Origin of the sequence: Nisaea sediminum (genome assembly GCF_014904705.1) — a bacterium.
GTDB classification, from domain to species: domain Bacteria; phylum Pseudomonadota; class Alphaproteobacteria; order Thalassobaculales; family Thalassobaculaceae; genus Nisaea; species Nisaea sediminum.
Genome location: NZ_JACZCQ010000010.1, coordinates 179,136 through 203,410 on the forward strand (window position 1 = coordinate 179,136; position 24,275 = coordinate 203,410).

At 63.8% G+C, this 24,275-nt stretch carries 22 protein-coding genes; 7 read left to right on the forward strand and 15 right to left on the reverse strand.

The features are described from left to right. Window positions 1-22: 22 nt before the first annotated feature. A complete protein-coding gene (locus tag IG122_RS19670) occupies window positions 23-1,153 on the forward strand; it encodes a TauD/TfdA family dioxygenase (RefSeq protein ID WP_193187732.1) in 1,131 nt (376 codons plus the stop codon). Here IG122_RS19670 and IG122_RS19675 read toward each other — a convergent pair. Further along, the gene (locus IG122_RS19675) at window positions 1,150-2,259 is read right to left on the reverse strand and encodes a helix-turn-helix domain-containing protein (protein WP_193187735.1); all 1,110 of its coding nucleotides are present in this window, start codon (window positions 2,257-2,259) and stop codon (window positions 1,150-1,152) included. The genes IG122_RS19670 and IG122_RS19675 overlap by 4 nt on opposite strands. 397 nt (window positions 2,260-2,656) lie before the next feature. Here IG122_RS19675 and IG122_RS19680 point away from each other — a divergent pair, with 397 nt between their 5' ends. The 3 genes from IG122_RS19680 to queF all read left to right on the forward strand — a co-directional run bounded on the left by IG122_RS19680 (window position 2,657) and on the right by queF (window position 8,618). Next, window positions 2,657-5,170 (forward strand): DUF4347 domain-containing protein, encoded by a 2,514-nt coding sequence (locus tag IG122_RS19680; RefSeq protein WP_193187737.1) that lies wholly within the window; start codon window positions 2,657-2,659, stop codon window positions 5,168-5,170. Window positions 5,171-5,444: 274 nt separating this feature from the next. Then, a complete protein-coding gene (locus IG122_RS19685; RefSeq protein WP_193187739.1) occupies window positions 5,445-8,066 on the forward strand; it encodes a DUF4347 domain-containing protein in 2,622 nt (873 codons plus the stop codon). An 81-nt stretch (window positions 8,067-8,147) separates the two neighbouring features. Next, the gene (queF, locus tag IG122_RS19690) at window positions 8,148-8,618 is read left to right on the forward strand and encodes a preQ(1) synthase (RefSeq protein ID WP_193187741.1); all 471 of its coding nucleotides are present in this window, start codon (window positions 8,148-8,150) and stop codon (window positions 8,616-8,618) included. A gap of 105 nt (window positions 8,619-8,723) precedes the next feature. On the opposite strand, the gene IG122_RS19695 is transcribed toward queF, so the two are convergent. The 11 genes from IG122_RS19695 to IG122_RS19745 all read right to left on the reverse strand — a co-directional run bounded on the left by IG122_RS19695 (window position 8,724) and on the right by IG122_RS19745 (window position 17,478). Then, the gene (locus IG122_RS19695; RefSeq protein WP_193187744.1) at window positions 8,724-9,866 is read right to left on the reverse strand and encodes an acyl-CoA dehydrogenase family protein; all 1,143 of its coding nucleotides are present in this window, start codon (window positions 9,864-9,866) and stop codon (window positions 8,724-8,726) included. 13 nt (window positions 9,867-9,879) lie between these two features. Then, complete coding sequence (locus IG122_RS19700; protein ID WP_193187746.1) at window positions 9,880-11,079, reverse strand: acyl-CoA dehydrogenase family protein; 1,200 nt, start codon at window positions 11,077-11,079, stop codon at window positions 9,880-9,882. 13 nt (window positions 11,080-11,092) lie between these two features. Continuing rightward, window positions 11,093-12,274, reverse strand: coding sequence for an acetyl-CoA C-acyltransferase (locus tag IG122_RS19705; protein ID WP_193187748.1), 1,182 nt, complete (start codon window positions 12,272-12,274; stop codon window positions 11,093-11,095). Window positions 12,275-12,372: 98 nt separating this feature from the next. Beyond that, the gene (gene ppk2 / locus IG122_RS19710) at window positions 12,373-13,176 is read right to left on the reverse strand and encodes a polyphosphate kinase 2 (RefSeq protein ID WP_193187750.1); all 804 of its coding nucleotides are present in this window, start codon (window positions 13,174-13,176) and stop codon (window positions 12,373-12,375) included. Between the two features lie 48 nt (window positions 13,177-13,224). After that, window positions 13,225-13,917: an SDR family oxidoreductase gene (locus IG122_RS19715; protein WP_226893774.1), complete on the reverse strand. Its 693-nt coding sequence runs from the start codon at window positions 13,915-13,917 to the stop codon at window positions 13,225-13,227. A gap of 24 nt (window positions 13,918-13,941) precedes the next feature. Continuing rightward, window positions 13,942-14,169, reverse strand: coding sequence for a hypothetical protein (locus IG122_RS19720; RefSeq protein ID WP_193187752.1), 228 nt, complete (start codon window positions 14,167-14,169; stop codon window positions 13,942-13,944). Then, window positions 14,169-14,933: a hypothetical protein gene (locus IG122_RS19725; RefSeq protein WP_193187754.1), complete on the reverse strand. Its 765-nt coding sequence runs from the start codon at window positions 14,931-14,933 to the stop codon at window positions 14,169-14,171. The genes IG122_RS19720 and IG122_RS19725 overlap by 1 nt, the downstream gene beginning before the upstream one ends. Then, window positions 14,930-15,985, reverse strand: a complete 1,056-nt coding sequence (locus IG122_RS19730; RefSeq protein ID WP_193187756.1) for a Rieske 2Fe-2S domain-containing protein — start codon at window positions 15,983-15,985, stop codon at window positions 14,930-14,932. The genes IG122_RS19725 and IG122_RS19730 overlap by 4 nt, the downstream gene beginning before the upstream one ends. Next, window positions 15,982-16,140, reverse strand: coding sequence for a hypothetical protein (locus IG122_RS19735; RefSeq protein WP_193187758.1), 159 nt, complete (start codon window positions 16,138-16,140; stop codon window positions 15,982-15,984). The genes IG122_RS19730 and IG122_RS19735 overlap by 4 nt, the downstream gene beginning before the upstream one ends. Further along, entirely contained in the window at window positions 16,137-16,373 is a 237-nt protein-coding gene (locus tag IG122_RS19740) for a hypothetical protein (RefSeq protein ID WP_193187760.1), read from the reverse strand. The genes IG122_RS19735 and IG122_RS19740 overlap by 4 nt, the downstream gene beginning before the upstream one ends. Window positions 16,374-16,404: 31 nt before the next feature. Next, entirely contained in the window at window positions 16,405-17,478 is a 1,074-nt protein-coding gene (locus IG122_RS19745) for a methyl-accepting chemotaxis protein (protein ID WP_193187762.1), read from the reverse strand. Window positions 17,479-17,890: 412 nt separating this feature from the next. Between IG122_RS19745 and IG122_RS19750 the strand changes: the two genes are divergently transcribed. Next, window positions 17,891-18,076 (forward strand): hypothetical protein, encoded by a 186-nt coding sequence (locus tag IG122_RS19750; protein ID WP_226893775.1) that lies wholly within the window; start codon window positions 17,891-17,893, stop codon window positions 18,074-18,076. On the opposite strand, the gene IG122_RS19755 is transcribed toward IG122_RS19750, so the two are convergent. The 3 genes from IG122_RS19755 to IG122_RS19765 all read right to left on the reverse strand — a co-directional run bounded on the left by IG122_RS19755 (window position 18,077) and on the right by IG122_RS19765 (window position 21,368). Continuing rightward, window positions 18,077-18,550 carry a GIY-YIG nuclease family protein gene (locus IG122_RS19755; protein WP_193187764.1) on the reverse strand — a complete coding sequence of 158 codons (474 nt, stop codon included), beginning with the start codon at window positions 18,548-18,550 and terminating at the stop codon, window positions 18,077-18,079. 2 nt (window positions 18,551-18,552) lie between these two features. Beyond that, window positions 18,553-20,727, reverse strand: a complete 2,175-nt coding sequence (locus IG122_RS19760; RefSeq protein WP_193187766.1) for a malate synthase G — start codon at window positions 20,725-20,727, stop codon at window positions 18,553-18,555. A gap of 125 nt (window positions 20,728-20,852) precedes the next feature. Beyond that, a complete protein-coding gene (locus IG122_RS19765) occupies window positions 20,853-21,368 on the reverse strand; it encodes a D-glycero-alpha-D-manno-heptose-1,7-bisphosphate 7-phosphatase (protein WP_193187768.1) in 516 nt (171 codons plus the stop codon). A 522-nt stretch (window positions 21,369-21,890) separates the two neighbouring features. Between IG122_RS19765 and IG122_RS19770 the strand changes: the two genes are divergently transcribed. Then, complete coding sequence (locus tag IG122_RS19770; protein ID WP_226893776.1) at window positions 21,891-22,847, forward strand: S1C family serine protease; 957 nt, start codon at window positions 21,891-21,893, stop codon at window positions 22,845-22,847. A gap of 147 nt (window positions 22,848-22,994) precedes the next feature. Continuing rightward, entirely contained in the window at window positions 22,995-24,257 is a 1,263-nt protein-coding gene (locus IG122_RS19775) for a polyhydroxyalkanoate depolymerase (RefSeq protein WP_193187772.1), read from the forward strand. Window positions 24,258-24,275 lie beyond the last annotated feature (18 nt).

The window sequence follows — 24,275 nt, forward strand, 5'->3', positions numbered from 1 at the left end:
CGGGCCGCGGAAAGGGTCGTAAATGCAGGCACGCAAGAACAATGCCGTCACGCTGGGCGAGGGCGGTCTCGATCTCGGCTTTCCGGACGGCAGCAGCGGCTATTTCAACTACTTCTGGCTCCGGGACAATTGCCCCACCTCCTTCGACCCGGTGACCCGCGAGCGGAGCTACGATCTCTTCGCCGAGCCGGAAGCGCCGGTCGCGGCCGAGGCCTGTCTCGATGGCGAGGAACTGGAGGTGCTCTGGTGCTCCGGGCACCGCAGCCGCTACCCGCTCGACGTCCTGGCCTCGTACCGGAGCGGCAAGCCGCGCGCGGACGTGGCGCATCTGCCCCGCCGCGCCTGGTATGCCGGCCATTACAAGGACATGCCGCGCTTCACCCTCGCGGAGCTGAAGACCGACCCGGCGAAACGCAAGGACTGGATCGAGGCGATCCTGGTGGAGGGGGTGGCGCTGGTGACCGGCCTGCCGGACACGCCCGAGGCGCTGGAGGAAACCGCCTCGCTCGCCGGCCATGTGCGGCCGAGCTTCTTCGGAAAGGTGTTCGAGGTCTATACCCACATCAACCCGACCAACACGGCCTATACGGCAGCAGCGCTGGAGCTGCACACGGACCTGCCCTCCGAGGATTTCGCGCCGGGTGTGCAGTACCTGCATTGCCGCGCCAATTCGGTCGAGGGCGGCAACAGCATCTTCGTCGACGCGGTGGCGGTGGCGGAGGATTTCCGCCGCGCCCATCCGGAGGATTTCGCCCTGCTCGCGGAAACCGAGGTGCCGTTCTATTGCGAGCATGACAGCTTCGACATGCGGGCACGCCAACGGGTGATCGAGCTCGACCGCGACGGCGAGGTCGAGGGCGTGACGATCAGCCAGCACATCGCCGACGTGTTCGACCTGCCACAGAGCTTTCTCGACCGTTACTACCCTGCCTTCTTCCGCTTCGGTCAGGCGCTGCGCGATCCGAAATATGTGATGCGCTTCCGTCTCAACGCGGGCGAGTGCATCTGCTTCGACAATCACCGCGTGGTGCATGGGCGCGAAGCCTATACGGCGAGCAGTGGCGAGCGGCATCTGCGCGGTTGCTACACCGACCGGGGCGAGCTCCGGAGCGCCTACCGGGTGCTGAGCGGGGGCAGCCGGTTCAGTGGCTAGGCCGCGGGAGGGGAAGTCTCCTGTTTCCCAGGATTTCTTTCCGCGTTCCCTGCGCCGAGTTCTTTGGACCAGCGCTCCATGATTTCCGCATCGGAGAGGCCGCGCTCCCGGACGCCTTCGGAAAGCGGCGACCGGCCGTGCCTGATATGGCTGTGGGCTGCCTCGCGAACCTCGCTCGGGGTCATCCCGAAATGATCGCGGAACCGGGCGGACAGGTGGCTCGGATTGCTGAAACCGTATTCGAGCCCGATCTCGAAGATCCCGCGACCCATATTTGCGGGCGATGCGAGCGCCTGGAACACGGCCATTAGCCGGCGGCGCTGGATATAGTCGCGCACCCCTCCCTCGGTTTTCAGGATCCTGTAGAGCGTTGCACGCGACATCCGGAAGTGTGCGCAGAGGCTTTCCGTGCCGAGATTTGGGTCGTTGAGATGGCGGTCGATATGCTTGAGCAGCGCCGCACGCACGCCGGCATGGGCTTCGGTGGAGGTGGGGTCACCGCCGCCGAGCAGGGTCCGCAACAGGCCGATGAGGGTCTCGCTCAACATGGGCGCGTCCTCGGCCGACGCGGTCGGCAAAGTGCTTCTCAGCAGGTGGAGATATCCGCTCAGCAATCTTCCAGAGGTCGTCGCGGTGTCGAACAAGACGCCGCGTGCGTCCGCAAGGGCGGGCAGATCTTCGGCAATTCTCTCCCGTGGCAGCACAATCGACAGCACTTCCGCATCCGAACAGAGCGCATCGACTTCGTAACCCAGGTTGACGGCGCAAATACCGTGCGGATCGAGAACGAAATCCGTTCCGCCATTTTCGCAGTGGTTCCTGCCGTTAAGGAAGAGCTGGAGACCGACATGATCGGAATCGTCGTTGCTGTGCAGCCAGGAACTGTCGCGGACGAATTTCTGCGCAGAGAACTTCGTGTCCATGAAGAGGAAGCCGCCGACATTGAAGCTGTGGATCTCCGGGATTTGCGGCGGTCGTTCCGGATCGTAGAGAGGAATGGACTCGAAATAAGGCGATATCGCCCGCCGCCAGTGCCAGAAGAGTTCTTCCGGCGGCAGCATGCCTGGAAGCAGCGAAGCTGACGGGATCCGGGACGTTTTGTCCAAGTCTGGCGCCTTCTGGTCTTTAATTTTCAAAAAAACCATATCCGAATTGTGCCGGTGAGTATAGCACTGAGACACAGGGCAAAGATTACTGAGACGTTCGGCAAAGCGAACACACGCGTATTCATCTAAAATGGTTAACGAAATCTAGAGGTATCCTGCTGGATGTCTCTCCGGTCGCCTGCGGGATCCGGAGCCCTCCCCGGGATACGCGAAGGCTATTCGACTTGATCGTCTCTTTCCCGGGCAGAAAGCCCGAAGGAACAGGCAACGATGACGGTATATCTGCGCTCGCAGACTTCCTCCTACGGATGGCCTCGTCCGTTCGGCCCCGCGTTTCTCACAAGACAAACCGAACGTTTCCTCTGCTAACCCCACAGAATGTGAGGCAAGACAGACCATGACCCGATCAGCAACCGTTCTTTTCATCGATCCGTCGGTTCGTCATCCAGACCTTCTCGTCGCCGGGCTCGATCCCGAGACTTCGGTCCACAGGCTTCCGTACCGTGGAGATGCCCTGGCGGAGATCGCGTCGGTCGCGTCCGGGCTGGCCCCTGTCGGACGTATCGCAATTCTCGCCCATGGTGATCCGGGTTCGATTTCGCTGTCGGGACGGGTGATCGACCGGAGCGTTCTGGAGAGCGGGACGGAGGATCTTGCACGCCTTCAATCCGCGCTCGCGCCCGGAGCCGATGTCATTCTGATGTCCTGCTCCACGGGCGCCGGGCTCAAGGGGCTCGCATTCGTCGCCGGGCTTGAAGCCGCGCTCGGCGTGCCGGTCCGCGCGTCCGAGACCGATCTCGGCGGCGATGCCGGGTGGAGCGGGATCCGGCTCGCCGCAACGATCTTTGCGCCCACCGCGCTCGCGTCCTATCCGGACCGTCTGGCGACGGTCAACGGAGACGGCGGCGCCAATAACCTCACCGGCACCAATGCTGACGACACCATCAGCGGCAACGGCGGCAACGATACGATCACCGGTCTCGACGGCAACGACCTTATCGGTGGCGGAACCGGCAACGAGCTTGCCTATGGCGGCGCCGGCAACGACAGCCTCTACATGAATAACGGCTCCGACACGCTCTACGGCGATGACGGGGACGACACGATCTCGACCGGTGCCGGCGATGACACTCTCTACGGCGGAAACGGTAACGACTTCCTCATCACCTCGTCAGACAATGATGAGGTTTATGGTGGAAGCGGCGATGACAGGATTGCGTCGCGGCCCGGAAACGACAGGGTTTTCGGCGAGGACGGCAACGATTCGATCACCGGCGATGCCGGAGCGGACTATCTTAATGGCGGCGCCGGCGATGACCTGATCATCGGTGGGGACGATACCGACACGCTGGACGGCGGAGCCGGTAACGATACTCTCAGCTCCGGCGCCGGCGCCGATACACTGTCGGGCGGGGCCGGAAACGATCTCTTCGAAGGCTCGGTCAGCGATCTGAACGGCGATACGGTCAGCGATCTTGCAGCAGGCGATCAGATCCAGCTGGACGGTGTCACGGGCCTGACGTCGGCGAATGTCCGGATCAGCGGCGGCAATCTCGAGATCGACACCAACGCGACGACTTTTGCCTCGTCGGAAGTAACCATGTCTCTGTCGAATAACCCGACGCTCGACTTCAGCGTCGGGACCTCGGGCGGCAACACCGTGATTACTTTCGCCACCCCGGCTCCCGCCAACAGCGGCGGAAGTTCTTCAGGCGGGTCTTCCAGTCCGCTGACCGTGACAAACCAGACGACCGGCGACGCGGCCGGCACCGAGACCGGCCGCACACTTGTGAACAATTCCGGCGCCTCGGCGACCGGCGATCTGGTCTCGAACACGGGTAACGGAAACACGGTCTTGGTAACCCTCCCCAAGGGGATCTCCCTGACCAACAGCGGAACCGCGTCGGCGCAGGTCAACACGGTGGCGGGCGCGACGCTGACCGGCCGAATCCAGGCGGTCGAGCCCGACGTCGGCGTGCAGAGCTTCCTGAACGGGCACGGGCAAACCTTTATGTCGAATATGGCCGGCATGTCGCTCGACGTCCGCAGCATTGCGTTCACCGGCAGGAGCGCATCCGCGGAGACCGTGACCCTGACGGGCACCACGTCCTCCAGCTCCGGCTCCGAGGCGTTTGTCATCGACACCACGAACCTACCGGCGGGATCGGCCCTGTCACTCAACAATGTCGAGTTCGCCGCGATCGTCGGCAACGCGACGGTGAATGGCGGCGCGGGTCGGAACTACGTGGTCGGCGACGATGCGGCGCAGTTCATCTCGCTCGGCGCCGAGGACGACACGCTGGCGGGCGGCGGCGGCAACGATACTGTCGGCTCTGCCTGGGGCGAGGATATCCTTTACGGCAACCAGGGCATGGATCTGGTGTTTGGCGGCGGCGGCATGGACACGCTCTATGGCGGCCAGGACGCGGATACGGTGCGGGGCGACAACGACAACGACGTCCTCTACGGCAACAAAGGCAGCGATACGCTCTCCGGCGGCCAGAACGAAGACCTGCTCTATGGCGGCCAGAACGAGGATATCGTCTACGGCAATGCCGGAAACGACAGCCTGCACGGCAATCTCGGCAATGACACGCTCTATGGCGGTCAGGGGAGCGACCTGCTCTGGGGCAGCAGCGGCGACGATTATATTGCCGGCAATGCGGGTGACGATACGCTCTCCGGCGGGGCTGGTGCGGATACCTTCGTCTTCAGCTCCGGCGGCGGCAACGAGACGGTGACCGACTTCGTTGCGGGAACGGACACGCTCGCTCTGGAGGCCGGGCTCGGCGTCAGTGGCGGGACGGAAATCGGCGGCAACGCCGTGGTCACGTTCTCCGACGGCGGAACGGTGACGCTCATCGGTGTCCACCAGGCCGAAGTCGCCGCAGCGACCGGGTGGGAGCTATAGGCGTCTTGACATCTTCCGCCGCGGCGATGGCCTCACATTGTCTGATTTCGAAAAATGCCGACCTGAATCCGGTTTTGGAGATTGTTCGGAGGCCAAATGCGAAGAGTCCTGAGGTCTACGGCCAAGAGTGCCTTCCCCATTCCCATAAAAATGGTATAGGCATATATTTACTCTGGTTTCGCGTTTTTCGAGGTTTTCTCTTGAAAAGAACGCCTTGGTTGATCTTTGCGGCTGACCGCACTCGTTCAGCAACAAATTTTAGGCACAGCAGGTCATGATCCGAACAGCAAGCTTGTTTTTCGTAGATCCGTCAGTCCGTGATCCGGAACTTCTCGTAGGTGGGCTCGCCCCTGAAACGAAGGTCCACCGGCTTCCGCCCAAGGGCGATGCGCTCGCGGAGATCGCTTCGGTTGCATCCGAACTGGCGCCGGTCGGACGTGTCGCAATCCTTGCCCATGGCGAGCCGGGCGCGATTTCGCTGTCGGGACGGACGATCGACCGGTCTGCTCTCGCCGGCTCGGCCGACGATCTCGCGCGTCTCCGGTCCGCGCTTGCCCGTGATGCCGATGTCGTCCTGGTGTCCTGCTCCACCGGCGCGGGCCTCAAGGGGCTGGCTTTTGTCGACGGTCTGGAGGCCGCGCTCGGCGTGCCGGTGCATGCGTCGCAGACCGATCTCGGCGGCGACGCCGGATGGGACGGGCTCGCCCGCGCCGCGACGATCTTCGCGCCGACGGCGCTTGCCTCCTATCCGGCGCGGCTGGTCGTCTCGATCGGTGATGCGGGTGACAACCTCATCGTCGGAACCGCGTCCGACGATACGCTCGACGGCGCTGGCGGCAACGACACGATCAGGGGTCAAAACGGCAACGATACGATCACCGGCGGCGACGGCAACGACGAGATCTCCGCAGGCACCGGAAACGACTCGATCGTTGGCGGGAACGGCGACGACACGATCAGCGGCTTCGGCGGCAACGACTTGATTTACGGCGATGCCGGCGATGACATCATCGGCACCGGCAACGCCAACGACACCGTCTATGGCGGCGCCGGGAACGACCGTCTGTACGTTCAGGGCGGCAGTGACCTGCTCTATGGCGGCGACGGAAACGACACCATCTCGACCGGCGACGGCGGCGACACGATCTACGGCGACGCCGGCGATGATTTTATCATCCTGGCCGGAGGCGCGGAGGTCGATGGCGGCGCCGGCAACGACACGATCAACGGCTCGTCCTCGTCCGACACGATCAAGGGCGGTGACGGTGACGATTCCATCACCGGCGGCGGCAGCCTCGATTTCATTACCGGCGGGGCCGGCAACGACACCCTCCTCGGCGGCGCGTCGCAGGACAATCTGATCGGAGAGGCCGGCAACGACGTTCTCTCCGGCGGTGACGGCACAGACCAGCTGAGGGGCGGGGACGGCAACGATACCTATGCCGGGACCGTCGCCGAATTCAACGCAGACACGATCACCGGCCTTGCCGCCGGCGACGTCATTCAGATTACCGGCGATACGAGCTACGCGACCAGCCTGCATGCCTCGAGCGTCGGCAGCACCCTGACCGTTGGCAGCAGCACGGTCACCCTGACCAGTCCCGGATCCGGCCTCTACCTTTCGGGGGCGACCTCGGGCGGGAACTCCATTCTGACGGTCACCAATACGGATCCCAACGCCTCCTCGGGATCGGGAAGCGCTTCCTCGGGCGAGAGCGGTCTGCCGAAGACGAACCAGACGGCGGCGGACGTTGCCGGAACGGAGAGCGGCTTCTCGCTGATCAACACCTCTGGTAGCGCGGCTTCCGGCACGCTGGTATCGGGTACCGGCAACGGCAACACGGTCACGGCAACCCTGCCGAGCGGCGTGACTCTGACCAATAGCGGGACCGCCTCCGCGGTGGCGGGAAGTTCGGCCGGCACGACACTGACGCAGCAGATCCAGGTCACGGAACAGTCCGCCAGCGCGCAAAGTTTCCTCTCGGGGCACGGCCAGACCTTCACCAACCAGATGGGCGGTACCCTGCTGGACGTGCGGACGATTTCCTTCTCGGGCGGGAGCGCCGGGGACACCATTCAGCTGACGGGGCAATCCGAAAGCGGCGGCGAGGCGTTCGTGATCGATACCTCGAGCTTTCCGGGCGGTTGCACATTGCAGCTCGATAATATCGAGTTCGCGGCCATCGTCGGCAGTGCGACGGTGAATGGTGGCGCGGGCCGGAACTACGCGGTCGGCGACGATGCGGCGCAGTTCATTTCGCTCGGCGCGGAGGACGACACGCTGGCCGGCGGCGGCGGTAACGATACCGTCGGATCTTCCTGGGGCGAGGACATCGTCTACGGCAACCAGGGCGCGGACCTGGTGTTCGGTGGCGGCGGCCTCGACACGCTCTATGGCGGCCAGGACGCGGATACGGTCCGGGGCGACAACGACAACGACGTGCTCTACGGCAACAAGGGCGACGACACGCTCTCCGGTGGCGGTAACGAGGACCTGCTCTTTGGCGGTCAGGACAATGATATCGTTTATGGCAATGCCGGGAACGACAGTCTCTATGGCAACCTCGGTAACGACCGGCTCTATGGCGGGCAGGGCAACGACATGCTCTTCGGGCAGTCCGGCGATGACTATCTGGCCGGTAACGCAGGCGACGATACGCTTTCCGGAGGAGCGGGCGCGGACACGTTCGTCTTCAGCTTCGGAGGCGGCAACGAGACGGTCAGCGACTTCGCGGCGGGGACAGACACGCTCGCGCTGCAGGCCGGGCTCGGCGTCAGCGGCGGGGTGGAGAGCGGCGGCAATACGACCGTGACTTTCTCGGACGGTGGCAGTGTCACGGTAATCGGTGTCTCCAAAACCGATCTTGCGGCGGCGACCGGTTGGGTCCTCGGCTAGGACGCGCGCCGGTCAGAGAGATTGGCGGCGAAGCCTCATCGGCGTAAAAGGCGCTGAACGAACACGCGCGGAGCCGCTGCCATGACATCCTCCGAAACCCGCTTTTCCGGGCTGACCCAGCTCGGCGGGGCGACCGAACTGCCCGCGAGCCCCGAGGCGGCGGTGCTGGAAAAGGTGCCGAACTCGATGGCCGACACGCACTATGTCGTCCGCTTCACGGCGCCTGAATTCACCTCGCTCTGCCCGATGACCGGGCAGCCGGATTTCGCCCATCTGATGATCGATTACGTGCCGGACGATTGGCTGGTGGAGAGCAAGTCGCTGAAGCTCTTCCTCGGCTCCTTCCGCAATCACGGTGCCTTCCACGAGGATTGCACCGTCGGGATCGCGAAGCGCCTGGTGGGTGAGCTGAAGCCGCGCTGGCTCAGGATCGGCGGCTACTGGTATCCGCGCGGCGGAATCCCGATCGACGTTTTCTTCCAGACCGGACCGGTGCCGGACGGCGTGTGGCTGCCGGATCAGGGGGTGCCGCCCTATCGGGGGCGGGGGTAATCTTCAGATCGTCATCCCGGCCACAGAGCCGGGACCTTGTCGAACATCGGACCCGATCCTTCGGAAGGTCCCGGATCGGGTCCGGGATGACGATGTTTTAGAAAATTACGCAGCCGCATCCGAGAGCGCGGCGAAGCGCTCGAGATGATGATCGGTATCGCCGAATAGGTGATCGATCATCACCAGCCGTTTCGCATAGTGCGCGACCGGCACTTCCCAGGTCATGCCGATACCGCCATGGAGCTGGATCGCCTGCTCGCCGACGGTGCGGGCATATTGGCCGATCCCGGCCTTGGCGGCGCTCACCGCATGCTCGCGGATCTGCCGCGGCTCGTTCAGGCGCGCGGCGGCGAGAACGGCGAGGGATTTCGCCTGCTCCAGCGCGATCCGCATGTCCACGGCCCGGTGCTGCAGCACCTGGAACTGGCTGAGGGCCTTGCCGAACTGCTTGCGGGTCTTCAGATACTCGACCGTGGTCTCGACCGCGACCTCCATCGCGCCGACCGCCTCGCCGGCGAGCAACACAATGGCGCGGGCCATCACTTCCTCGATCGCGGCGAAGCAGGCGCCCGGCGTGCCGAGCACTGCGTCGGCGCCGATCTCGACGTCGTCGAGCGCGATCTCGGCGACCTGAGTCCCGTCGATCGCAGGCGTACCGAAGAGCTTCAAATTGGCGGCGCCTTTTTCGACCAGGAAGAGGCCGATCCCATCCTCGTCGTCATGGTTGCCGGAGATCCGCGCGGAGACGATCAGCAGGTCGGCGGACGCGCCGTTCAGCACGACCGATTTGCGGCCCGTGAGCTTCCAACCGCCGCCGGTCTTCTCGGCCGTGCAACGCACATGGGCGGTCTCGTAACGGCCGTCCGGTTCGCTATGGGCGAAAGCCAGCAGCGTCTCGCCGCCGACCACGGCGTTCAGCAGCGTTTCCTTCTGCTCGGGCGAGCCGAGCAGCTCGACCAGGCCGCCGCCGAGCACGACGGTCGAGAGATAGGGCTCGACCACGAGGCCGCGGCCCATCGCCTCGCCGAGGATCATCAGGTCGACGCCGCCGCCGCCGAGACCGCCGAACTCCTCGGCAAACGGCACGCCGAGCATGCCGAGTTCGGCGAGCTGGCTCCAGACCTCGCGGGAAAAGCCCTCGTCACTGCCGGCGATCTTCTGGCGGGTGTCGAAATCGTAGGTCTCGCGCACCAGACGCTCGACCGTATCCTTGAGCATGCGCTGCTCTTCGCTGAGCGAAAAATCCATTTCCTGTAATCCCTTAGAGTCCGAGCCCGGCCTTGGCGATGATGTTCTTCTGGATCTCGTTCGATCCGCCATAGATGCTGAGCTTGCGCATGTTGAAATATTGCTTGGCGATCGGGGCGGCGTAGTCCGGACCCACCGGCTCGCCGTTGAAACCCTCTTCGAGAGCTTCCGACTGGAACGGGATCGCATAGGGGCCGATCGCGCGCCGCGCGAGGTCGGTGATCTCCTGACGGATCTCGGTCCCTCGGATCTTCAGGATCGAGCTTTCCAGCCCCGGCGCACCGCCTGACTGCACTTCGGCGAGGACGCGCAGGTTGGTCATCTCGTGCGCCATCAGGTCGATCTCGACCTTGGCGATCCGGTTGCGGAAGAGCGGGTCCTCAATCAGCGGACGGCCGTTCTTGACTTGGTCGCGGGCGATGGCTTTGAGATGCAGCAGCGCCGCCTTGGAGGAGCCGACATTGGCGATACCGGTGCGCTCGTGGGTTAGCAGGTACTTGGCGTAGGTCCAGCCCTTGTTCTCCTCGCCGACGAGATTCTCCACCGGGACCTTCACATTGTCGAACCAGACCTCGTTCACCTCGTGCTCGCCCTCGAGCAGGATGATCGGGCGCACGGTGACGCCGGGCGTCTCCATGTCGATCAGCAGGAAGGAGATGCCTTCCTGCGGCTTCGCCGCGTTCGGGTTGGTGCGCACAAGGCAGAAGATCTTGTCGGCATACTGGCCGAGCGTGGTCCAGGTCTTCTGGCCGTTGACAATGTAATGGTCGCCCTCGCGCACCGCGCTGGTGCGCAGCGAGGCGAGATCGGAGCCGGAGCCGGGTTCGGAATAGCCCTGGCACCACCAGTCGGTGAGGTCGAGGATGCGCGGCAGGTAGTAATCCTTTTGCGCCTGGCTGCCGAATTTCATGATGACCGGGGCGACCATGTTGACGCCGAAGGGCAGGGTCCGCGGCGCGCCGTAGGCGTAGCATTCCTCCTCGAAGATGTGCTTCTGCACCGGGGTCCAGCCCGGGCCGCCGAATTCCGTCGGCCAGTTGGAGCCGAGCCAGCCCTGCTCCGAGAGCGCCTTGTGCCAGCGGAAATAATCGTCCTTCACCAGACGCTTGCCGCCCTTGATCTTGGCGCGGAGGTCGTCCGGCACGCCGGCCTTCAGGAAGGCGCGCACCTCGTCGCGGAACGCCAGTTCCTCCGGGGTGAAGTTCAGGTCCATATCGTCTGCTCCCTTACGCCACTTCGAAGAGGCCGGCGACGCCCATGCCGCCGCCGACGCACATCGTGGTCACTACATATTTCGCGCCCCGGCGCCGTCCCTCGATGAGGGCATGCCCGACCATGCGCGAGCCGGTCATCCCGTAGGGATGGCCGATCGAGATCGAGCCGCCGTTGACATTCAGTTTCTCATCCGGAATGCCGAGTTTATCCCGGCAATAGAGAACCTGGGAGGCAAAGGCCTCGTTCAGTTCCCAGAGATCGATATCGTCCACCTTGAGGCCGTTCCGCTCCAGAAGACGCGGCACGGCGAAGACCGGGCCGATCCCCATCTCGTCCGGCTCGCAGCCGGCGGTCGCGAGGCCGCGGAAGATGCCGAGCGGGCTGAGGTTGCGCTGCTCTGCGAGCTTCGCATCCATGATGACGCAGGCCGACGCCCCGTCGGAGAGCTGGCTGGCGTTCCCCGCGGTGATGAAGTGCCCCGCTCCGCGGACCGGTTCGAGGCCGGCGAGGCTTTCCAGCGTGGTACCTGGCCGGTTGCACTCGTCTTTCGTCAGCGTGACCGTCTCGCGGGAGGTCTCGCCGGTTTCCCGGTTCTTCACCAGCTTCTCGACGGAGATCGGAACGATCTCGTCGTCAAACTTGCCTGACTCCTGACCAGCGGCGGTGCGTTTCTGGCTCCGCACGGAGTATTCGTCCTGCGCTTCGCGGGAGATCCCGTAGCGCGCGGCGACGAGATCCGCGGTCTCGATCATGGAATGGTAGAGCTCGGGTTTGTGCTCCATCAGCCAGGGCTCCTCGAGCCGGGTCTGGTTGAGATTGGCCTGGGTCAGGCTGATGGATTCGACGCCGCCCGCCGCCATCACCGGCACGCCGTCGACGATGACGCGCTGCGCCGCCATGGCGATGGCCTGCAGGCCGGAGGAACAGAAACGGTTGACGGTGACGCCGCCGGTCGAGACCGGAAGCCCGGCTCGGATCGCGGAAAGGCGGGCGATGTTCTTGCCTGTCGCGGCCTCTGGCAGGCCGCAGCCGAGGATGACATCCTCGATTTCGGCCGGATCGACCCCCGCACGCTTGACAGCGTGGCCCAGCGCATGGCCGGCCATGGTCGCGCCGTGGGTGTCGTTGAACGCGCCGCGAAAGGATTTCGCCAGCCCTGTGCGGGCGGTCGACAGAATGACGGCTTCCTTCACCGTTTCCTCCCATTCGTTTTGATATGTCATATCGAACCGAGGGGGAGAGCGACAAGTCTTTTCGAAATTCAGTTTCGCTTGGCGAAACAGAGTGCCGGTCAATAGGGCTCCGGGATCCGGATACCGTAGCGCGGCCCGTCCTCTGGCGCGCCCTCGATCGTCTCACGCGCGGGCAGATCCGGCGCCTCGAAAGGGATCGGCTCGTAGTCGAACCGGGAGAGAAGATGGGTGATCAGGTTCAACCGCGCCCGCTTCTTGTCGTTCGCGTCGATAATGAACCAGGGCGTGTCCGGCGTGTGGGTGCCGCGCAGCATCTCGTCATAGGCGATGGAGTACTCGTCCCAGCGCCGGAAGGACTCGATGTCCATCGGGCTGAGCTTCCAGTGCTTGGTCGGATCGGTCATGCGGGAGAGGAAGCGCCGCTCCTGCTCCTCCTGGTCGACATGGAGGAAATACTTGATGAGCTTGATCCCGGTCTCTGCGACCTCGCGCTCGAAGAAGCTGATGGTGCGGAGGAAATGCTCGACCCGCTCCATTTCGGTGAAGCCCATGACCCGCTCGACGCCGGCCCGGTTGTACCAGGAGCGGTCGAAGAGGACGATCTCTCCGGCGGCCGGGAAATGCTCGATATAGCGCTGGACGTAGAGCTGGGTCTTCTCCCGCTCCGACGGCGCGGGCAGGGCCACCACCCTGAAGACTCGCGGGCTCACGCGTTCGGTGATGCGCTTGATGACGCCGCCCTTGCCGGCGGCATCCCTGCCTTCGAACACGACGATGGCCCGTTCGCCCGAGGCCTTGACCCAGGCCTGCAGGCGGCATAGTTCGACCTGCAGATCGTAGAGTGCTTTCTCGTAGGCCTTGCGGCCGAGCTTACGGCTCTTCTCGCCGCTTTTCTTTCCCATGACCCACCTCCGATGTCCGGGGATTAGATCACGCACCTCCGGTGCTTGTCAGCCGCAGCCGGTAACAGGGATCAGCGCACCGGTAACGGCGCGGGCGGCATCGTCCGCGAGCATCAGCATTGCCTCGGCGATGGCGCCTGGGCTGACCCACTTCGAGGTGTCGGCCTTCGGCATCGCCTGCCGGTTCTGCGGTGTGTCGATGGTGCTCGGCAACACGGCATTGACCCGGATGCCGTCGGCGCGGAGCTCCGCCGCCGCAGCCTCGACGAGGCGATGCAGGGCAGCCTTGGAAGCAGCGTAGGCGCCAAGATTCGCGGGTGCGCTGAAAGCGGCGAGGGCGCCGACATGGATGATCGCGCCGCCGCCGCCCGCCCGCAGTGTGGGCACGGCCGCGCGCGTCAGGTTCACGGCGGTCACGCAATTCATCGCGTGTAGCTTCTCCCATTCAGAAATGTCCGTGTCGGCGACGGAACCCATGGCGAAGCCTCCGACCGTGTTCAGAACAGCGTCGAGCCGTCCGAAACGGTCAAGGACATCCGCGATGGCTTGCTTCGGCGAGTCGGGATCACCGAGATCGATACCGGTGAGATGGAGGACATTCTCGTCCGCGGCGACGTTGCCCCGGTCGGACCGGTCGATGGTCGCGACCTTCGCGCCCGCCGCGCGTGCGGCCTCAACGCAGGCCTGCCCGAGATTGCCGGATGCCCCGCTGACTGCGATGACCTTCCCCTTGATTGACATTTCCCCCTCCTCCGGGCGGTCCGTTCAGTGTCGGCCGCTTTTGCCTTTCAGCGATTCGATCCAATTCCAGATCCGCTCCGCCAACCATAGACCCAGCGCGACATAGACGGGAACGGCGACGATCCTCAGATCATGCAGCCAGCTTCCGCGGAGGAGGTTCGCCGCCTCGCCGGAATAGTTGAAGAGCAGCCATCCGGCGCCGGCGGCATAGAGCAGGCCGAGGAGGGGCCATACCAGCCCGGCCGGACGCATCAGAGGATCTCCATGCGGTCTGCCGAGGTGCGCAGGATCAGCAGATCGCCGCGCCGGAACAGCTCGCCCTCGACCGAGACATAGGGCGCCACGTAGTCGAGGATCGCCGCGTCGAGGGCCTTTCCGTCCGGGTCCGTCAGCAGGAACAGGGTCGCCGGGGCGTTCTCGTAGAAGACGGCGAGCATCGGCGGAATGCCTCCCATCAGGCAGAGATTGGCGCAGGCCCTGTGCACCTTGCCCTCGCCCGGCCGCATGGCGCCGAGATAGCATTTCGTATCGACGATCTCGCCGCGCAGCGTGACCTTGCCCAGCGGGACGTCCGGGCCCGGCGTGTAACCGGCGAGCGGACCTGCGTCCTCGGCCGCGCGGATCTTCGCGGCGCCGCCGACCTGGAGGATGCGGGTCCCGTCGCGGGTGACGAAGACGCCACCGGCATCTACAGCCTTGCCGTCGAGACCCTTGCTGCGCCCCTGCGCACCGGATTTTCCAGGCTCGATGAGCAGGATGCTCCGCCCCTCCGGATAACCCTCGCTCGGGGGCAGGCGGAGCATCGGGTAGGGCACGGTCTCGAGCACGCCGAGATGCTCCTGATAGCCACCCTGGAAGCCGCCGCCTGTGTAATCGCGCTGCCCGGCGACCATGGCGAGGCCGCCGCCGATGCCGAGCCCGATCAGCAGGACAGAGGCGAAAGCGACGAAGACGGCCAGTCTCGGCGGCGTCTTCAGATAGCCGACGAAGAAGTCCTCTTTCCGGTCTCCGCTCATGCGCCTTCCTCCAGCAGGATCGGCGGCACGGGCGTTCCCGGCGGCAGGGCGTTGGCGTCGATCAGCAGCCGGTCGCCGTCGCGCCGTAGCCGGTAGGTCGCGATTTTTTCGGTGAAGGGAGCCGGCGAGCAGCCGTCTTCCGGCCGGTACTGGTAACCGTGCCAGGGACAGGTGACGCAGCCGTCGATGATCCGTCCCTCCGCCAGCGGTCCGTTCTGATGCGCGCAGGCGTTGGAGAGCGCCGAGACCTTGCCGTCATAGCGGAACAGGGCCGCCTTTTCGCCGGTCGGCAGGAAGACGGTGACACCCCCTTCTTGCGGCAGGTCGGAGATGTTGGCTGCATGCACCCAGTTGCCATCGTCGCCTCTCACGCTCTCGGCTTCCGCGATGTTCCTTTCCCTCAGTCCCGCAGCGAGATGCAATCCGCAGACGAGAGCCACGCTCGCAACTGTCAGGCCGAGGAGCCAAGGCGAATGCTCCGCCTGCAGCAGGCCGAGGCATATATGGCCGACCACGGCGGCATAGGCCGCATAGACCGACATGTGGATCGCCTTCCAGAGCGGCGCGCCGAGGAAATTGAGCCAGAAATCATGGCTGGTCGCGGCGAGGGTGAAGAGCACCGCCAGCGCGAACATGCCGAGATATTCGAAGGGGAAGGCCTGCCAGGATCCGACGCTGCTGTTCGCGACGAAAATCGCGACATACCGGTCGGTCGGACTGAAGGCCATGTACCAGCCGAGCACGGCGAGCGCATGGGCGAGCGCGACGAAGAAGAGCGCGACACCGAAATGCCGGCGATTGTAGAGCAGCGGCAGGAAGCGCGGGTCGAGCCGGGCGAGCGGGCCGATCGAGAGCACGATGGTCAGCAACACGAAGGCGCAGGTTCCGAAGGCGCGCATGCGCAATTGCGGGCCGCTGATATGGGGGCTCTCGAGCCAGCCGGGCGCGTAGCGCAGAAAGAGGATGATGAAGGCCGAGATCCCGAAGCCGAGGATCAGGTCATAGATCAGCTTGTTCCGCGTCCAGGTGACGGGACGGTATTGCACGCTCATTGCGCCGCTCCCTCCGCCGGACGTGTCAGGTAATCGGCGACGGGCTCGACGGGGCGCTCCTGGCGCTGCAGCACCGTCAGCAGGATCAGCGCCGGCAAAAGCAGCGAAAGTCCGACCCAGAGACGGAAGTGCCAGCGTTGATGTGGCCGCTTCATTGCCAGTCTCCGGAACGCGCGAGAACGAGCCAGCGCCAGAGAATGACCGGCCAGAAAATGACGGTCGCGGGAATAAGCAGAAGACGGAACAGATAGCTGCCCCGGCTGCCGGGGTCGATCCGGGTGATGCCGGCGGTGAGGAAGGCTGCGGCGACCAGCGCACCGGCATAGCCCCAGTATGTTGCGAGTTCGAGAAACGCGCTCACGAACTCCGTGCCCGGTGCCTGGATCATCCTGTCGTCCTCCCCCCAAGGCGCCGGTCGGCTATCCGGCGTAGTGATGCCGGATTCCGGAAATGGCGTCGTCGATTTCCTGCCCGAGCTGAGACATGCGGTCGGCGATGTTGCCTGTCGCGCGGAGCTGTTCGTCCGCGGCGGAGCCGTTTTCCTCGATCGACTGCACCATGATCGATACCCGCTCCGAAATGTCCTGGAAACCGGCCTGGATCATGGCCAGTGTGTCGCTCAGTTTCGTCGTCATTTCCGCGATGCCGTCAGCCGCTCCCCGGCTGTCCGTTGCGAGCATCTTCACCTCTCTCGCGACCACGGCGAAGCCGAGCCCGGCCTCGCCGGCGCGCGCCGCTTCGATCGTCGCGTTGAGGGCCAGCATATTGGTCTGGCCGGCGATCGACTTTATCCCGTCGAGGAGCTTCAGAATGCCGTCGATGGCCGCGGAGAGTTCGGAGAGCCTTGCGACGGCTTTGTCGACGGTGCCGGAAATACCTGTCGCATGATCGAGATTGCGTCCGACATTCTCGCGGATCGTCGCCATGCTGGCGGAAAGCTGTTCCGAGGCGCCGGCGACGTCTCCGATGATGGTGCCCACATTCTCTCCCATCATGCCTGTCAGGCCATCGACAGTGGCCTGGGTTGCCGCAGTCTGCGCCTCGCTATAGGCGGAGGAGGCGATTGTCGCTTCCGCGTTCATCAATGTACCGACAAGAAGGCTGGCCTCGCGGGCTTCCCGGCTTCCATCGCCCGATGCGAGGATGCGGGCGGAAAGCTCACGGCCGAGGCAGGCGAAAAACTGGCCGTAGACGGCGGGGTTCATCCGGCTCTCGAGATCGCTCTTCGCGAAGCCGCGGATCCTTTCCACATGTGCGGCGTCGATCCCGGTGCGGAACACGGCGGCCCATCGGTCCCGCTGGTTCGCAACCCAGTCGCCTTCGTTCTGGCCCCAGAGGAACGCCTTCAATCCGGGAAAGGATTTGCAGAACCCGTATGTGGCCTTGAGCGTATCATCGATCTCCGGGCTTACATGGCGATCCCAGCACTGCGGGAGCGCGCGCATCTGTTCTGCGGTGAGGCCGCAGCCGGCGATCAGTTCCGTCACATCCATCCGGCCTTGTTCCTTCCGATCAGAGCCTTCCACATATTTCGATCAGATTGGTATGAAGGAGAATTTTCGAGCCGCATTTCAAAAGGTTGTGAACAATCGTCATCCGCCGGAACGACTCCGGCCGGGAGCCGGGGGGACGCTGCAATGCCGGATTGTGGAACGTGTATGGCTCGAAGCGTGAAAGATTTGCGCCGAGTCACTATTTGTTAGGGGTCACCTCTTAGGCTGAGAGAACCGGTTCGAACTCCTTCCGGGAGCGGGACGTGCTCTCTCCCAGCTGCCTGGAACAGGTGTCCGGAGGTGTCCCGATCCTTGCGCATGTCTCCGCAGAACGGGTCCGGCAAGGGGCGGTGGCGGGAATCACCATTACCCTCATCCTCTAGAGGTTGCTGTGGATCAAACCACGATTAGCATGATCGAAGACGCATATTATGAAACCGTCGTTGAGTCGTTCGATCGCGGCTTGTCGCCCCTTAAGGCCCATATGGAAGGTGTTGTCGCGGCGGCGATGCTGTTATCGGCAGTCGAAGGTGTCGAGGACGACGAAGCGCGCAAGCAGGTCATGGATCTGGGACTGCGGCCGCGGGAGGAAGACTGATCAGTTTTCCGGGCACGCCCGGAACTGGATCAGGTGCGCCGGGCAGACATTGCAGTCGCTGCTGCCGAATCCCCTTATCGGCACAGAAAAATCCGAGGATTCAAGAAGCTTTGAAATCAGGTCACATTCCGTGAATGACCTGAAGGACAGGCCGGCGCGGCTGGCCGCGCAGGTGGTGATCTGGTCGACATGCCATCGTGGCCGGCCGTTGCCGCGCAGGTGCCGGCCAAGGCGCGCCTTTAGGCCGCCGGGTCCTCTTGCACTGCCTGAATACACATAGAGACCTGCCGGCAGACCGATCTCGCGCTTTGCAATCTGAACGGAGAGGGGCGCTTGCAGCTGCAGGAGGAGCAGGTAACTTCCCGGGCCGGGAGCAATCGTGTCGCTCGACAGGTGAACGATACCGGCGTCCGGGATCAGCGCCCGGACGGCCTCAATCAGGCCGTCGAGAGCTGTCCCGGATGACGGGCTCATCGTTATCCGGCGGCTTTTACTTCGAGGCGCCGGCCGTGCAGCACGGGCTCGGTGTAGCCGCTCGGCTGCTCGCGGCCCTTGAAGACCAGATCGCAGGCCGCCTTGAAGGCGATGCTCTTGTCATAGTCGGGCGCCATCGGCTTGTAGGCGGGATCGCCCGCGTTCTGACCGTCCACCACCTTCGCCATGCGCTTCATGGTCTCCTCGACCTGAGCTGCGGTGCAGACGCCGTGATGCAGCCAGTTGGCAATATGCTGGCTGGAGATGCGCAGGGTCGCGCGGTCTTCCATCAGCCCGACATTGTTGATGTCCGGCACCTTGGAGCAGCCGACGCCCTGATCGACCCAGCGCACCACATAGCCGAGGATACCCTGGGCGTTGTTGTCCAGTTCCTGCTGGATCGTCGCCGCGTCCCAGTTCGGCCGCTCGGCCACCGGGATCGAGAGAATGTCGTCCAGATTGGCCCGTCCGCGCGACTTCAGCTCGTTCTGGCGCTGTTTCACGTTCAGGTCGTGATAGTGAGTCGCATGCAGCACGGCGGCGGTCGGCGACGGCACCCAGGCCGTGTTCGCTCCAGCTTCCGGATGCGCCTTCTTCTGCTTCAGCATTTCCGCCATCAGGTCAGGCATGGCCCACATGCCCTTGCCGATCTGGGCATGGCCCTGCAGTCCGCATTCGAGGCCGATATCGACGTTCCAGTCCTCATAGGCTTTGATCCATGAGGACGCCTTCATGTCGCCCTTGCGGATCATCGGGCCCGCTTCCATCGAGGTGTGGATCTCGTCACCGGTGCGGTCGAGGAAGCCGGTATTGATGAAGACCACCCGGTCCTTGGCGGCGCGGATGCATTCCTTGAGGTTCACCGTGGTGCGGCGCTCCTCGTCCATGATGCCCATCTTCAGGGTATTGGTCGGCAGGTCGAGCAGCTTCTCGGTCTCGCTGAAGAGCGCTTCGATGAAGGCGACTTCCTCCGGCCCGTGCATCTTCGGGTTCACGGTGTAGACCGACCCGGCACGGCTGTTGCCACCCTTGTTGGCGCCGCGGATGTCATGCAGGGCGATGGCGGCATTGAAGACGCCGTCCATGATGCATTCCGGGATTTCCTTGCCGCCGTCATAGTGGATCGCCGGGTTGGTCATCAGCAAGCCGACATTGCGCACCAGCATCAGGCTGCGGCCATGCAGGCGCACTTCGCCGCTGCCGTTCGGCGCGGTGTAGGTGCGGTCGGGGTTCAGCTTGCGGACGACCTCCTTGCCGCCCTTCACGAAGCTGTCGGAGAGATCGCCCTTCACCAGGCCGAGCCAGTTCCGATAGGCCAGCACCTTGTCCTCGGCATCGACCGCGGCGACGGAATCCTCGCAGTCCATGATCGTGGTCAGCGCCGCCTCGACGATGACGTCGGCGACGCCGGCCGCATCGTCCTTGCCGATCGGATGGTTCTTGTCGATGACGATCTCGAAATGCAGGTCGTTGTTCTTCAGCAGGATCCCGCTGGGCGCGCCCGCATCGCCCTTGTAACCCGCGAACTGTGCCGGGTTCTTCAGGCCGGTGGCGCCGCCGTTCTTGAGGGCGACCGAAAGAGCTCCGCCGGAGACGGAATAGCCGGCCGCATCGGCATGGCTGCCGGACGCGAGCGGCGCCGAACGATCGAGGAAGTCTCGGGCCCAGGCGATGACCTTGGCGCCGCGTTTCGGATTATAGGTTCCGCCTGCTTCGGCGCCGCCTTCGTCGGAGATGGCGTCGGTGCCGTAAAGCGCGTCATAGAGGCTGCCCCAGCGCGCGTTGGCGGCGTTCAGCGCGTATCGTGCGTTCATCACCGGAACGACGAGCTGAGGGCCGGCAACCGTCGCGATCTCCGCATCGACACCCGTGGTGCCGACGGAGAAGGCCGGGCCTTCCTCGACCAGATAGCCGATTTCCTTCAGAAACGCCTTGTAGGCGTCGAGATCGAAGCCGGCGCCGCGATTGGCCTTGTGCCAGGCGTCGATCTTGTTCTGCAGCTCGTCGCGCTTGGCGACGAGGGCGCGGTTCTTCGGAGCGAAGTCACGGACAATCTTGTCCAGGCCGTTCCAGAAGGCGGCCGCGTCGACGCCCGTGCCCGGCAGGGCTTCTTTATTGATGAACTCGTAGAGCGCTGAGTCGATCTGCAGGCTGCCGATCTCGGTCCGGCTGGTCATTGGGAAGCCCTTTCCGCATGGGGTCATGTTCATCTGAATCGCGGCGCATCCTCGTGATCCGAGCGCGGTCGCGCAAGCTGAGGTTCCGCAATGCGGAAACGGAAACCATTTTTTATTGCGGGCGCTCAGTCGGCTTTCTTCGAGAGCAGATTTTCAACGAAATCCCTGAGATCGCCGCCGGTGAATTGGAAGCCGGGCAACCCGGCCGCTTCTGCGGCCTCAAGGTCCGTCAGGTTGTCGCCGATCAGAAAGGAGCGGGAGAGATCCACGTCCCAGTGCTCGAGCAAATCGAGGATCATTCCGGGGGCCGGCTTGCGCCAATGGGCGAGATCACTGAACCGGCCGTCGTCAAAATCCGGATGGAACGGACTGTAGCGGGCATCGTCGATCCCGCCGCCGGCAGCGCGCAGTTCCCGGTCCATCCAGCGATGCAGGGCCTCTACCTCTTCGGGGCCGAAATAGCCGCGCGCAATTCCGGACTGATTGGTGACAATGAACACGAGGTATCCGCGCGCCTTGAGCAGCGCTACGGCCTCGGGGGCGCCGGCGATCCACTCGATCTGTTCAGGCTTGTGCGGGTAGCCGGAGTCCCGGTTGAGGACGCCGTCACGGTCGAGGAAGGCTGCTGGTCTTTTGGTCATCCGAATGCCGCTTTGCCAATCTTTTGCGCATGAGACGATGAGATCGAAGCGTTCCCGTCCGATGGCGAACGGGAGTGAGTTTGTTCACAGCCCGTCAGCGCGCTGCGCATTTTGGTCAAATCCCTTGGTTTCTTTACGTTATCTTCATTCCCATATCGCACAGTAGGCGACGTAATGCATCGGACCTCTCCTTGGCCCGCCAATTGCATACTTTCGTACTTAAACCGAAAAAGGGCCGGGGCACCGCGCAAGGGCGCTGGAGCCGGGCTCAGAGCCGACGGAGTAGGACAGAATGGTCCGCATAATGGAAATTGTACGTAAATCCGTGCATGCTCTGTTTCATCCGTATCGTCCGGAGAAACGCTATATGCGCGGCAACTCGGCCCGCTGAGGTCTGCGAGCCTGCGTTTTGCCGCATCCGCCCGAGATCCTCTCGCGACCTTGCCCGTGCGGACTTCCAACCGCAGAGCGGGTCTGTATAGTGGTGCGACGGGGCCGGATATGTCATAGCGTCGGGACATGATGGAACAGGAACGCGCACAGTCGCCTCGACAGCAGGATTACGGTTTCGATCTCGACCGGGTCTATGCTTCCCTGGTCGGGATCAGAACGGCCATCCCGGACGATGCCTTCACGGCAGACATTCTCGGCACGGAGCGGAGCGGCAACGGTGTCGTGATCCGCGAGGACGGACTGGTTCTGACCATCGGCTATCTCGTGACGGAGGCCGAGCAGGTCTGGATCACCGATAATTTCGGCCGCGCCCTCGCCGGCCATGTGCTCGGATACGATCAGGAAACAGGTTTCGGTCTCGTACAGGCTCTCGGACATCTCGATCTTCCGGCGCTCCCGCTCGGAGATTCGGACATTCTCGAAGAGGGCGATCCGGTGATCCTCGGCGGCGTCGGCGGCGCGAAGACGGCCGTTGCGGCTGAGGTCATGGCGATCCGTGAATTCGCAGGCTACTGGGAATATCTGCTCGACAAGGCGATCTTCACCGCGCCGGCACATCCCAACTGGGGCGGCTGCGGTCTGATCGGTCCGGATGGAAGCCTGCTCGGGATCGGCTCGCTCATGGTGCAGCAGACCACCGAGGACGGCGCGATCGACGGCAACATGGTGGTGCCGATCAATCTTCTCAAACCGATTCTCGATCAGCTTTCGACCTTCGGACGGGTCGCAAAGCCGCCGCGCCCGTGGCTCGGCATTTTCGGTACGGAGATTCAGGACCAGGTCGTGGTCGCCGCCCTGAGCGAGAACGGCCCGGCCGACGAGGCGAATATCCAGGTCGGCGACATCGTCGTCGCCGTGGACGACGCGCGGGTCAAATCGCTTGCGGAATTCTTCCGCCATGTCTGGGCCCTGGGCGAGGCGGGGGTCACCGTACCGCTCTCGCTCGCACGCGACGGCGAGATCCTGAATGCGAAAGTGCGGTCGATTTCGCGCGATGCACTCCTGAAATCGCCGGCGGTTCACTGAGCGCCGCAACCGGCATCTGAAACACGCGTTCCACTTTCTTTGGTGCAATGCAGCAAAGACAGTGCCACTATCGTCGGCCAATGGTGTGGAGATTGCGGCGGCCGGCCCCGGCTATCGCCGCGTCCTCCGGAGAACGGAGCCAAAGCAATGCTGTATCATATGTATGAAGCCACCCGTATGGCGATCATGCCGTGGCGTCTCGGTGCGCAGGCGGTCCGCAATTCGGTCATGGCGCCCTGGAGCCCGCTCTCCTATACGCCGATCGGCCGGCAGATCGGGTCCGCGGCGGAGCTTTTCGAACGCGTGACCCGACGGTATGGCAAGCCGGAATGGGGGCTCGACAAGACGGTGATCGACGGCAAGGAGGTCGCGGTCGAGGAAGACGCCGTGATCCATCGTGCCTATTGCAGCCTGGTGAATTTCAAGCGTGACACCAAGCGCAAGGATCCGAAGCTGCTGGTGGTGGCGCCGCTTTCAGGGCACTACGCAACGCTGTTGCGGGGTACCGTGGAAGCGATGCTTCCGGACCACGACGTCTACGTGACCGACTGGAACGACTGCCGCTACGTGCCGATCACCTCCGACCGTTTCAATCTGAACGACTACATCGATTACATTATCGACTTCCTGCACTATCTCGGGCCGAACACGCATGTGATCGCGGTCTGCCAGCCGAGCGTGCCTGTGCTCGCCGCGGTGTCCGTGATGTCCGGCTGGGGAGATATCTGCGCCCCGGCGTCGATGACCCTGATGGGTGGGCCGATCGATACAAGACGCAACCCGACGGCGGTCAACAAGCTCGCCAAGGAACACGCCATCGAGTGGTTCGAGCGCCATGTCGTGACCATGGTGCCGCCGCCCTATCCGGGCATGGGCCGCCGGGTCTATCCGGGTTTCATCCAGCTCACCAACTTCATTTCGATGAACCTCGACCGGCACATGATCTCGCTGAACGAGCTGTTCGATCACCTGGTCCAGGGCGACGACGAAGAGGCGGACAAGCGGAAGGCCTTCTACGAGGAATATCTCGCGGTCATGGATCTGCCGGCGGAATTCTATCTGCAGACGGTCGAGACCGTGTTCCAGAAACATTCCCTGCCGAAGGGCGAGATGATCGCACGCTGGCATCCGGTGAAGCCGGAAGCGATCACGAGGACGGCGATATGCTGCGTCGAGGGTGAACTGGACGATATTTCCGGCGTCGGCCAGACCAAGGCCGCGCTCGATCTCGCCTCCAACCTTCCGGATTCGATGAAGCATTATCACCTGCAGAAGAATGTCGGACATTACGGCATCTTCAACGGTGGACGCTGGCGGCGGGAAATCGCACCGATGGTGAAGGAATTCATCCGGACCCACGATCACGAGCTCGGCGCAAAGGCCCGCAAGCTGCACGCGATCGCGGGCTAGAACAGCGCTAACGCCAAA